The 10,824-nt window shown below is 73.4% G+C and carries 9 protein-coding genes and 1 rRNA gene (1 of these 10 only partly in view); 6 read left to right on the plus strand and 4 right to left on the minus strand.

The features are described 5' to 3' along the window. Positions 1-41: 41 nt before the first annotated feature. Complete coding sequence (locus ACWCHM_RS30505) at positions 42-2,546, minus strand: S8 family serine peptidase (RefSeq protein ID WP_454220865.1); 2,505 nt, start codon at positions 2,544-2,546, stop codon at positions 42-44. Between the two features lie 129 nt (positions 2,547-2,675). On the opposite strand from ACWCHM_RS30505, the gene ACWCHM_RS30510 reads away from it, so the two are divergent. Continuing rightward, a complete protein-coding gene (locus tag ACWCHM_RS30510) occupies positions 2,676-4,415 on the plus strand; it encodes a sigma-70 family RNA polymerase sigma factor (RefSeq protein ID WP_454220866.1) in 1,740 nt (579 codons plus the stop codon). A 10-nt stretch (positions 4,416-4,425) separates the two neighbouring features. Here the strand turns inward: ACWCHM_RS30510 and ACWCHM_RS30515 are convergent, their stop codons facing one another. Next, complete coding sequence (locus ACWCHM_RS30515) at positions 4,426-4,998, minus strand: TetR/AcrR family transcriptional regulator (RefSeq protein WP_454220868.1); 573 nt, start codon at positions 4,996-4,998, stop codon at positions 4,426-4,428. Between the two features lie 105 nt (positions 4,999-5,103). Between ACWCHM_RS30515 and ACWCHM_RS30520 the strand changes: the two genes are divergently transcribed. From ACWCHM_RS30520 to ACWCHM_RS30530, 3 genes are read left to right on the plus strand one after another with little or no spacing between them, the layout of a single operon-like run. Then, positions 5,104-6,033, plus strand: a complete 930-nt coding sequence (locus ACWCHM_RS30520; RefSeq protein ID WP_454220869.1) for an oxidoreductase — start codon at positions 5,104-5,106, stop codon at positions 6,031-6,033. Positions 6,034-6,080: 47 nt separating this feature from the next. Beyond that, on the plus strand, positions 6,081-6,443 hold the full coding sequence (locus ACWCHM_RS30525; protein ID WP_204961796.1) for a metalloregulator ArsR/SmtB family transcription factor: 363 nt from the start codon (positions 6,081-6,083) through the stop codon (positions 6,441-6,443). Further along, positions 6,440-6,943 carry an SRPBCC family protein gene (locus ACWCHM_RS30530; RefSeq protein ID WP_454220870.1) on the plus strand — a complete coding sequence of 168 codons (504 nt, stop codon included), beginning with the start codon at positions 6,440-6,442 and terminating at the stop codon, positions 6,941-6,943. The genes ACWCHM_RS30525 and ACWCHM_RS30530 overlap by 4 nt, the downstream gene beginning before the upstream one ends. Before the next feature lie 46 nt (positions 6,944-6,989). On the opposite strand, the gene argS is transcribed toward ACWCHM_RS30530, so the two are convergent. Further along, positions 6,990-8,720, minus strand: coding sequence for an arginine--tRNA ligase (gene argS / locus ACWCHM_RS30535; protein WP_454220871.1), 1,731 nt, complete (start codon positions 8,718-8,720; stop codon positions 6,990-6,992). A 454-nt stretch (positions 8,721-9,174) separates the two neighbouring features. Then, positions 9,175-9,609, minus strand: a complete 435-nt coding sequence (locus ACWCHM_RS30540; protein ID WP_281902148.1) for a PRC-barrel domain-containing protein — start codon at positions 9,607-9,609, stop codon at positions 9,175-9,177. 303 nt (positions 9,610-9,912) lie between these two features. On the opposite strand from ACWCHM_RS30540, the gene ACWCHM_RS30545 reads away from it, so the two are divergent. Continuing rightward, entirely contained in the window at positions 9,913-10,206 is a 294-nt protein-coding gene (locus ACWCHM_RS30545; protein WP_454220873.1) for an SCO4848 family membrane protein, read from the plus strand. Between the two features lie 599 nt (positions 10,207-10,805). Then, positions 10,806-10,824, plus strand: a 16S ribosomal RNA gene (locus tag ACWCHM_RS30550); it runs 1,496 nt beyond the window's last position.

Below are 10,824 nucleotides of genomic sequence, written 5' to 3' on the forward strand. Positions count from 1 at the left end.
CGGGAGCCGGGTGGTGCCCGGCCCCCGCCGGTACGGGTCGGTCAGCCGACGAGGTGCCGGATGCGGACCGGCACGGAATCCGTGCCGACCAGTCCCGTCGCGTCGAACACCTCCAGCCACACCGACCAGGTGGTGGTGTCGGTCCCGCTGGTCAGCTGGGCCAGCGCCCCGGTGAACGAGGCACAGTCCTTCGGCGAGCCCTTGTCGTCGACCGGCTCGCCGGTGGGCACCCCGCCGCCCTGGCACAGCACCTGCTTGACGCCGCCGTCGCCGTACGCGGTCCACCGGAAGCGGGTCCCCGCGACCGTGCCGTCCTCGGCGTCGGTGCCGGTCCCGGCGAACGCGACGGACTTCGGCCCGGCCTCGACCGTGGTCAGGTCCAGCGCGGTGGCCGGCTTGGTGATCGTGGCCGTCGGCCGGGACTGCCCGGCCGGGGCCGAGGTGACCGAGAAGGCGCGCTGCACGCTGGACCCGGCCGTCGCGAACGTCACCGTGTACGCCCCCGGCGTGACCGCGTTCGCCGGCAGCACCGCCTGGTGACCGGTCTTCTCCAGCACGACCGTGTCGCCCCGTCGCACCGTCCAGGTCACCTGGGCGTCGGGGACCGGCCCGAACTCGTCAGGGTCGTTCGAGGTGCCGAGCAGCCCGACCGACTGCCCCGCGACGAGGGTCAGCCCCGCCGGCGGCGAGATGATGGCCACCTTCGTCGGGCTGTCCACCACCGTGACGGTCACCGATGCCGAACCCGTACGCCCCAGACTGTCGGTGGCGCTGGCGGTGACCACGTGGGTGCCGGCGGACAGCGACGGCACGAACGTCTGCGACCCGGTCGCCAGCTCACCGTCGATGCTGCTGGTCCAGCTGAGCGGGATCTCCTTGCCCAGGAAGTCGGTCGCGGTGCCCCACAGGTCGACCGACTGGCCCACCGCGAACTTCTGCTTGGTCTTCGGAGTGCTGATGCTCACCGCCGGCTTGCCGACCGTCACGCCCAACGCCTCGGCGACGGCGGACAGCGCGTCGACCCGGCGCTGGCTGCCTGTCACCTTGGCACCCAGCCCACCGACGTGCGCGGTGTCGTTGAGGATCTGCCGGACCTGCTCGGAGGTGAGCGTCGGGTCGGCGGCCATCACCAGGGCGGCCACCCCGCCCACGAACGGTGAGGCGAAACTGGTGCCGCAGGTGGTCTTCGTGGTGTTGACGGCCGGCGTGCCCGGGTCGGTCAGGCCCGGCACACACATCGGACCGTAGATCTCCACCGACGTGGTGAGGTCCTTGGTGCCCCAGTTCGACCCGCCGGCCACGGTCGCGTCCTGGTTCATTCCACCCACGCACATCACGTGGGTGCTCTCGCAGGGCACCCAGAGGGTGTCGCCGTCGACGTTGGTGCCGTTGTTGCCGGCGGCGGCGACGATCAGCGCCCCGGTGTCCCGGACGTGCTTCATCCGCCTGTCGGTCCAGGTGCGGGCGTGGCTGACACCGAGGTCGACGTCCCGGGTGAAGCTGAGGTTGACCACGTCCGGGTGGGTCGACTCGGCGGCCTTCTCCAGCCGCCGCAGGACCGTCCAGTAGTCGATGCCGTTGCGGACGGCGACCAGCTCCTGCACCACCGGCCCGGCCGGACCGGCGGTGCCGTAGTCGTTGTCGACCCGGCCCATCCCGGCGAGCACCACGCTGGTGGCGTGCCACGGGCAGGGCGTTCCGCCGGTGCAGTCGTTGGTGTTGGTCTCGCCCCACTCCGCCTTGTGGAGAGACACCTTGCTCGGGAAATCGGAGTTGAACTGGAACCCGCCGTCCTGCACCAGGTACTTCACCTGCTTGGTCAGCCGGCCCTTGCTGTCCAGCAGCTGCCAGGCCGGCGCGACACCGACGTCCAGCGCGCCACCGGCCCGCATGAACGACCAGTCGAAGACGTTCTTGCCGATGTCCGGCGCCTCGAAGACCTGCCCGTCGGCGATGCCTGACGGCTCCACCAGCCAGTCGAGGACCAGCTCGGTGCCCGTACGCCACTCGGCGGCGGCCAGCGCGAGCAGCCGCAGCGCCCGCTCGTCGCCGACCCGGTAGCCGCCGGCCTGACGCGGCTCGGCGGCGAGCAGGTCGGTGACCAGCCCGGCCGGGTCGGCCTTGTCGACGTCCACCCGGACCAGGTGGTCCTGCCCCTGCTCGTCGGGGGCGAACGAGTCGAGCACCTCGCCACCCCAGCGGGCCAGGAAGGCGTCCAGTTCGGCCTGGTCGGCGGTCCGCACCATCACCTCGTCGAGGACCAGGCCGGCGGGCGAGCCGTCCGGTCCGGCCACCACGCCGACCGCCCGGTCGGTGCCGGTCCGACCGACCGGGTCGAGCTGCACCCGGGGCGGGGTCAGGCCCGGGTCGACCCGGAAGGCCAGTGGCCCGGCGTCGGCGGCGGACCGCCCGGCCGGACCGTCCGGTGTGGGGGCGGCGTCGGCGTCGGTGGTGGCGACGAACCCGGCGGCGAGCGCCGCCACCACTACGGTGGTCAGGTACCGGCGGACGTGGGTCCGGTGGGTTGTGGAGCGTGTCGTTGTCATGGGTGTCTCCCGGTGTCGGCGCTGCGATGACACCGGTAGGAGCGCGCCGGGGTCGGCATGCCAACAGAAAGTTCCCGGGGAATTTTTTCTTCGCTGTACTGGACCGGTCGACGAGCGGTGGGAGCACTGATGAACGTGATGGCGCAGGACGACCGGGCGCTCGTCGAAGCGCTCCGGCGCGGTGACCGGATCGGCCTGGAGGGCATCTACCGGCGCTACGCCGACCGGCTCTACACCTACGCCCGGACGATGCTGCACGAGCCGGAGGCCGCCGCGGACGCCGTGCACGACGCGTTCCTCACCGCCGGCCAGCGCATCGACCAGCTGCGTGACCCGGACCGGCTGCGTTCCTGGCTGTACGCGATCGTGCGCAGCGAATGCCTGCGGCAGTTGCGGGAACGGTCCCGGTCCGCGCCGCTTTCCGAGGCGGCCGAGCCGGCGGCCGACACCGGTGACCCGGCCGCCGCCGTCAACGCCGACCAGGTACGCGCCCTGGTGCACCTGGCGGTCGACGCGCTCAACCCCGGCGACCGCGAGGTGGTGCACCTGGCGATCCGCCACGACCTTTCCTCGGCCGACATCGGTACGGCGCTGGGGGTGCCCGCGAACCACGCGCACGCCCGGCTGTCCCGGGCCCGCTCACAGCTCGAACGGGCGCTCGGCACGTTGCTCGTCGCCCGCAGTGGGGCGCGGGACTGCCCGGTCCTGGCCGAGCTGCTCGGCGACTGGCAGGGCCGGCTCACCCCGGTCCTACGCAAGCGGCTCGCCCGGCACATCGACGACTGCGCACGGTGCGGGCTCCTCCGGCGTGAACAGTGCAATCCGGCGGCGCTGCTGACCGCGTACACCGCGCCGGGGTTCCTGGTGGTGGCCGAGACGGTGTGGTCGCGCCTGGCCGAGGCGGGTCCCACCGCCGTGCAGGCCACCGCCGAGCTGCCGGCCGGCACCGGTCCGGCCGCCGCCGACCCGCCCGGGTCCACCGTCGACGGCCCCGCCGGGTCGACGTCGCCGGCCGGTCCCGGCAGCACCGGCCCGACGTCGACAGTCGATCCAGCTGCACCGGCTGACCAGGCGTCGCCGACTGGTCCGATGACACCGGCTGGTGTGACGGTGACGGACGGGTCCGACGGCGTCGCGGGTCGGTCGGCTGCCGGCGGGCGGGGTGGGCCGGTCCCGGCCCGCGTCGCGGTGGCTCCGGCCGGCGCGGCGACGACCCCCACCGCGACCCGGGACCGCGACCGGCGGCGGCGTCGGCGGGTGGCCGTGACCGCCGGGCTGTTGCTGCTCCTGGTGGTGGCCGGCACCTGGGCGGTGTCGGCGGCCCGGCCGGACGCCGAGCAGGTGTCGGTGACGTCAGGCGTCCCTTCCGGTGCGGCGGCGGTCACGGCGTCCGGCGTCGCCACCGCGGCTCCGTCGGCCCGGACGACCCCGGGGCCCGGCGCGAGCGGTGCCGGTGGCCCGTCCGCGCCCGGCGGTGCACCTACCGACGCTGCGACGGGTGCCGTCCCGGGCCCGACGCCGGCGCCCTCCCGGTCGCCGGCCGCGCCCCGCCCGACGACGGGTGCGCAGCTCGTCGCGCCCTTCACGGTGTCGGCGAACGCGCACGTCCGCTGCGGCCCGGACACCTACACCCTGGTCGTCCGGGCCACCGGCAGCGGTGCGCTGGTCGGCGCGCAGGTGCGGTACACCCCTGCCGGGGGCGTCCCGACGAGCCGGGCGATGACGGTGGACGGATCGTCCGCCCGGGTGACCGTGGGTCAGCTCCGGGCGTCCGCCGTGACCTGGACGGTACGGGTGACCGCCGTCGATGGCCGGACCGCGCAGAGCCCGTCGTCCACGGTGGCCGACCCGTGCGTGCGGCCGGGCTAGGCGGGCGGGGTCACCCCTGGTCGGGTACGCGGACGCCGGCGAGCAGCACGGCCAGGTACAGCTCGACCCGGTCCGCCGGCGCGTCGGCGATCCGGGCGGCGAACGCGGTGCCGCAGACCAGGTGTTGCAGGTCGTCCAGGGTCAGGTCGGGGCGTAGCTCACCGGCCCGGACCGCCCGCTCCCGCACGGTCGCGGCCAGCGCGGCCAACTCCGCCCGGCGGGTCGTGGTCGGCGCGGTGGCGTCCTCGTCCGGGCTGGTCGAGAGCACCTCGGCGAGGGTCGGCTCGGTGAGCTGGCCGACTAGGAGGCTGCGGGTGAGTCGTCGCAGTCCCGCCCACGGGTCGTCCTCGCGGCTCGCCGTCCGGGCCTGGTCGAGCAGGGTGGCGAAGGCGTCGGCGGCGAGCGCCTCCAGCAGGGCGCGCCGGGTCGGGAAGTGCCGGTAGACGGTGCCGACCCCGACGCCGGCCCGCCGGGCGATGTCGTTGAGCTGCAACGACAGGTCGCCCTCCGTCACCAGCGCACGGGCGGTGGCCAGCACCCGGTCGCGGTTGCGCGCGGCGTCCGCGCGCAGGGTCGTGGTCACCACACCAGCCTAACGCAGCGGATCACCCATCCGATCGGATTGACAATCCGTTTAATCCCGGCTTGAATCGGATGGGTAATCCACTTCTCCGTCGGAAGGCATGCCATGGACCGCGCACCCGGTTGGACCGCCGCCGATCTCACCGACCAGTCCGGCCGGACCTTCGTGGTCACCGGCGCCAGCAGCGGCCTCGGCACGGCGATCACCCGCCACCTTGCCGCCCGGGGCGGTCGGGTGGTGATGGCCGTCCGGGACACCGTCAAGGGCGCCCGGGTCCGGGCCGAACTCCTCGACGCCCACCCCCGGGCCGATCTCGTCGTCCGCCGCCTGGACCTGCTCGACCTCGATTCCGTCCATGCCTTCGTCGACGGTCTCGACCGCGACGTCGACACGGTGGACGCCCTGGTCAACAACGCCGGCATCGGCACCGTCCCCCGGCGGTTGAGCCCGCAGGGGGTGGAGAGCCAGTTCGCCACCAACCACCTCGGGCACTTCGCCCTCACCGTCCGGCTGTTGCCCACGCTGACCGCCGGTCGGCAGCCGGTCGTGGTCACCGTCTCCTCCGGCCTCTACCGGCTCGGCCGGCTCGACCTGAGCGACCTGGCCGCCGAACGCCGCTACTCCGCCGCCGGCGCCTACGCCACCTCGAAGCTGGCCAACGTGCTGTTCGGGCTGGAACTCGACCGCCGGCTGCGGGCCGCCGGCTCCCCGGTGCGCAGCCTGCTCACCCACCCCGGGATGACCAGGACCGACCTCTCCCGGGACCTGCCGCCACTCGCCCGCCGGATCGAGACCGTGCTCGCGCGCCCGCTGCGCCGTCCTCTCGACGAGGCCGCCGCGCCCATGCTCTTCGCCGCCACCGACCCGAGCGCGCCCACCGGCCGGCACATCGGTCCCGGCCGGCGCTTCCGCCGCGCCGAGCCCACCTTCGCGCCGTTGCGCGGCGTCGCCACCGACCGGCGGCTCGCCGCCGACCTGTGGGCCCGCTCCGAAGAGATCACCGGGGTGCGCCTGACCCCCACCCCGCTGCGCTGAAGGGGGCCGCCCGGGTGAAAGCGTAACCCATAGGTTACGCTTCCCCGGTGGACGAGGTGGCGGCGGCGATATCCGATCCGGTCCGTCGGCACATCCTCGAGCTGCTGCGCGACGGCGACCTCCCCGCCGGGGAGATCGCCGACCGGTTCCCGATCAGCAGGCCGGCGGTCAGCCGCCACCTGCGGGTGCTACGGGAGAGCGGCCTGGTCCGCAGCGAGCTGGTCGGCCGGCAACGGCGCTACCGGCTCGACGCCGACCGGTTCACCGAGCTCGCCGAGTGGCTCGCCCGGTTCCGCCGCCCACGCGGCTGGGCCCAGCACCTCGACGCGCTCGAAACGGAGGTCCACCGCACCCGCCGGGAGCGTCGCACGCGCGACACGGCGGACCGAGCCAGAGGAGAAACCGCGTGACCGGTACCCCCACCGGCCGGCTGGCGCGTACCGCCAACGGCACCGACCTGGTGCTGGTACGCACCTTCCGCGCCCCCGTCGAGGACGTCTGGGCCAGCGTCACCGAACCCGACCGCACCGCCCGCTGGTTCGGCCCCTGGGAGGGCGACGCCGGCCCCGGCCGGACGATCCGGTTGCAGATGGTGTTCGAGGACGACACCCCCTGGACCGAACTGCGGATCGACACCTGCGACCCGCCCCGGCACCTGGCCGTGTCGGCGGCCGACGGGTCGGGCGGCTGGCGGATCGAGCTGCTGCTCACCGAGGTGGCCGGCCGCACCGAGTTGGTTTTCACCCACCACCTCGACAGCGAGGAGCACGTCGGCGAGATCGGCCCCGGCTGGGAGTACTACCTCGACCTGCTGGTGGCCGCCGAAACGGACGCCCCGAAGGCCGGGTTCGACGACTACTACCCGGCGATGAAGCCGTACTACGAGGGGCTGCGCGGTCCGGTCGGCTGAGCCCGTCGGGGCCGCGTCCGGTCGCCCCGGCGCGGCCCCGACGTGCTCACATCCGGTCGAGCGTGCGGATGCCGAGCAGGTCCAGTCCCTGTCGCAGGGTCCGTCCCGTCAGGTCGGTCAGCAGCAGCCGGCTCGCCCGCAGCTCGCCGTCCGCCCGCAGCACCGGACACCGCTCGTAGAACGTGCTGAACCGGGTGGCCAGCCGGTGCAGGTAGCCGGCGAGGTGGTGGAACTGCGCCGTCCGGGCCACCTCGTGCACGACGCCGGCGAACCCGAGCAGCTCGAACGCCAACGCCCGCTCGACCGGGGTACCGAGCACCACCCCGGCCGCCGGCCCCGACGCCACCCCGGACGCCGCGCCCGCCCGCCGCAGCACCGACCGGGTCCGGGTGTACGCGTACTGGAGGTAGGGGGCGGTGTTGCCGTCCAGGGCGAGCATCCGCTCCCAGTCGAGCACGTAATCACGGGTCCGGTCGGTGGCCAGGTCGGCGTACTTGACCGCGCCGATGCCGACGGCCCGGCCGATCTCGGCCGCCGCCGCCTCGTCCAGGTCCGGGTTGCGGGTCCGGGCCAGCGCGGTGGCCCGGGTGACCGCCTCCGTCAGCAGGTCGACCAGCTTCACCGAGCCGCCGGCCCGGCTGCGCAGCATCCGCCCGTCCGGGCCGAGGACGGAGCCGAAGCCCAGGTGCTCGGCCCGGACCGGTGGACGCAGCCAACCCGCCTGTCCGGCCACCGCGAACACCATCGCGAAGTGCTGCCGCTGCGGCAGGCCCACCACGTAGAGCAGCCGGGTCGCGCCCAGCTCGTCGACGCGCGACCGCAGCGCCGCCAGGTCCGTCGCCGGATACCCGTACCCACCGTCGCCCTTCCGCACGATCAACGGCAGCCCGACGCCGTCGCGTCCGACGAATCCGGGCGGGAAGACGCAGGCGGCGCCGGCGCTGTCGGTCAGCAACCCGAGCCGGTCGAGGTCGGTCACCACCGCGCCGAGCCGGTCGTTGTACGCGCTCTCGCCCCGGAAGTCCGCCCCGGTCAGGGTGACGTCGAGCAGCTCGTACACGGTCAGGAAGTACCGCTGGGACTGCCCGACCAGCAACCGCCACAGCCGGCGGGTCTCCGGGTCGCCGGCCTGCAACGCGACCACCCGTTGCCGGGCGCGTTCCCGAAACGCCGGGTCGGCGTCGAACTTCGACCGGGCCGCCCGGTAGAACCCGTCCAGGTCGCCGATGGACAGCTCCTGCGCCGCCTCCGCCTCACCCAGGTCCGCAAGGTGTGCGATCAGCATCCCGAACGGGGTGCCCCAGTCGCCCAGGTGGTTGACCCGGACGACCCGGTGCCCGAGCCAGTCCAGCACCCGGACGGCCGCGTCGCCGATGACCGTCGAGCGCAGGTGTCCGACGTGCATCTCCTTCGCCACGTTCGGCCCCGAGTAGTCGACCACCACGGTCTCCGGGTCGCCGGTCACCGGCACCCCGAGCCGTTCGTCGCCGGCGAGCGCGGCGACCATCCCGGCCAGCGCCCCGTCGGCGAGGGTCAGGTTGACGAAGCCGGGGCCGGAGACCTCCGCCACCGCGCAGACGTCGTCGAGGTCCGCGCGGTCCAGCACCGCCTGTGCGATCTCGCGCGGGGGCCGGCCGAGCCGCCGGGCCAGCGCCAGCGCCGCGTCGGACTGGAAGTCCGCCCGCGGCGAGCGCCGCACGGTGGGCGCGACCGGTTCGCCGGCCACGGCGGCGAACGCGGGCGTCAGCCGGTCGGTGAGCAACCTTTCAAGATCCATTGGTACGCCGATCTGCTCGGATCCGTCAGCCAGGCGGATCCCCGGACGGGGGAGCCTGCGGACGGACCGAGGACAGCGGAAAGGACCGGCGGCTCGATCCGCCGGTCGCAGGGAATGGGTCAGCGCGGGCGGGCGACGGATCGCCGGCGTCGCTCCGCACCGACCACGACGTCGTACGACGTCCGGGTGTGCTGAGCGGTCGCGCTGGTCATGCCGGCAGCCTACCGGACCGGCCGTGTGGCCGATCCGCCCTGCCGGCCGGGTCCGGTCCCCGGCGTGGCTGGTCCGCCCTGCGGGCCTGGTCGGCTCTGCTGGCCGTGTCTGGTTTCGCGACCTGGTCGGTCGCCCTGCCGACACCTCCCGCCCCGGCCCGGTCGGCCCTGCTGGGCGCGTCCGGTCGCGGCCTGGTCGGTCCGCCGCGAGTGCCCGCCGGGCGGACCGGGCTCCCCGGCGGTCAGCCCCGGCGGTAGCTCTGCGCGTAGTAGTCACCGACCTGGTCGCGGTAGTCCGGCCGGGCACCGTCCTCGGGATCGAAGGCCGGTGAGTCCTTGACCTGCTCCCGGCTCCGGTCGACGTGCACCACCCGGTCCCCGTGGTCCACCCGGGCGACCGTGCCGACCGGCAGCAGGACCTTCCGCCCGAAGATCCACGGTCCGGTGTCCACCACCAGCCAGCGGGCGCCCGCCTCCTCGCTCGCCTCGTCGATCGCGCCGATCCGCCCGTCGGTCGCCTCCACCCGGTAGCCGGTCAGGTCGAGCGGTGTTCCCGGGCCGGGCGCGTCCGGCCCGTCGTGCGATTCCCGGTCGGGCCGCTCACCCGGCTCGGTGTGGTCGTATCCGCCGGCCAGCGCCGCCGGGTCACGCCATGCCCACGGGTTGAACGGCTGCATCCGGGTCACCTCCACCTCGTCGTCGACCCCTGCCAGGTGCCCCGACCCCCACCAGCGGAAACCCCGCCCGCCAGATCCGGCAGCCCATCGCCCGCCCGCCGGCAGCCCATCGCCCGCCCGCCGCTGTTTGGCCGCCGTCCGCCCGCCGCCCGCCGTTGTTTGGCCGCGTTGATCAAGAGGTTTGCGTCACGGATGTTCCCGAGGATGACGCAAACCTCTTGATCAACGCGGTTCGGTGGCGGGGAGTGTGCGTCGGGGACGGGAGTGGGGTGAGGCGGTGGGGCGCTGGGATACTCGTCGACCATGGTGTTGTCGCGAGGTTGGTCGTTGTTCCTGGTCGGCGTCGGGGTGTGGACCTGGGTGATCTGGCCGAGGTTCGGGCTCGCCATCTGGAACGACACACGGGCCTGGACGGGGGACGCGGTCGGCGTGGGTGCTCCGACCGGATTCCTCTGGATCCACGCGGTACTCATCGCCGCCTCGTTGGCCATCGGCTCCACGGCCGGTGTGCTGGGCGTCCGGGGGTGGCGGGCGGCACCCCGCCTGTCCCGCAAGCGTCAGGCGGGCGGCGCGGAAGCCGATGACCAGCGGATTTGACGATCAAACCCGAGGCCGCGTAACTTTCTCTCTGCCAGCGCGGAACGGGCAAACGGGGTGAAAGCCCCGGGGCCAGATTCGATGTGTGGCACCGGGTCGCCGGGGGCACTGTCTCCGGGACGACGCGGTCCGGGTGGGGCTCGCCGAACGCCGCAGGGCGGATTTGGCCGGGCGGAACCGACCGGGTAAGGTTGTCGACCGGCAGAGCACCGGGCGAGCATGCGGGAGACCGCAGCGGCCGGTTCTGCCAAATCCGATGATCAATCGTAGCGCTGGCCGCTGCGTGCGCTCAGCGGAGCAAGGCCGTACGAAGCGTGACACACCGGGACACACCGGTTGACACGGGGAAGACGGTGAGGTAACGTAGTAAAAGTGCCCAGCGCGAAAGCGCGAGGCGCAGTGAGCGAAATGCCCCGGTCGGGTGGCTGCTGATGCGGTTGTCTGGTTGGTGTGTGGTTGTTCTTTGAGAACTCAACAGGGTGCTTGTAAAGCCAGTGCCAATTGTTTTATACCCCGCACTGGACAGGCTTTCGGGTTTGTTTGGTGGGGATTCCTTTGGCAACATTTGTTTGTTGTCGGGATTGCTGTTCAACAGGTTTTTGTTGGAGAGTTTGATCC

Source organism: Micromonospora sp. SCSIO 07396, from assembly GCF_053667945.1.

Bases quoted from the DNA above. Each gene is read 5' to 3' on its own strand.
- ACWCHM_RS30505 (WP_454220865.1), bottom strand. From the start codon at position 2,546: ATGACAACGACACGCTCCACAACCCACCGGACCCACGTCCGCCGGTAC.
- ACWCHM_RS30510 (WP_454220866.1), top strand. From the start codon at position 2,676: ATGAACGTGATGGCGCAGGACGACCGGGCGCTCGTCGAAGCGCTCCGG.
- ACWCHM_RS30520 (WP_454220869.1), top strand. From the start codon at position 5,104: ATGGACCGCGCACCCGGTTGGACCGCCGCCGATCTCACCGACCAGTCC.
- argS (WP_454220871.1), bottom strand. From the start codon at position 8,720: ATGGATCTTGAAAGGTTGCTCACCGACCGGCTGACGCCCGCGTTCGCC.
- ACWCHM_RS30540 (WP_281902148.1), bottom strand. From the start codon at position 9,609: ATGCAGCCGTTCAACCCGTGGGCATGGCGTGACCCGGCGGCGCTGGCC.
- ACWCHM_RS30545 (WP_454220873.1), top strand. From the start codon at position 9,913: ATGGTGTTGTCGCGAGGTTGGTCGTTGTTCCTGGTCGGCGTCGGGGTG.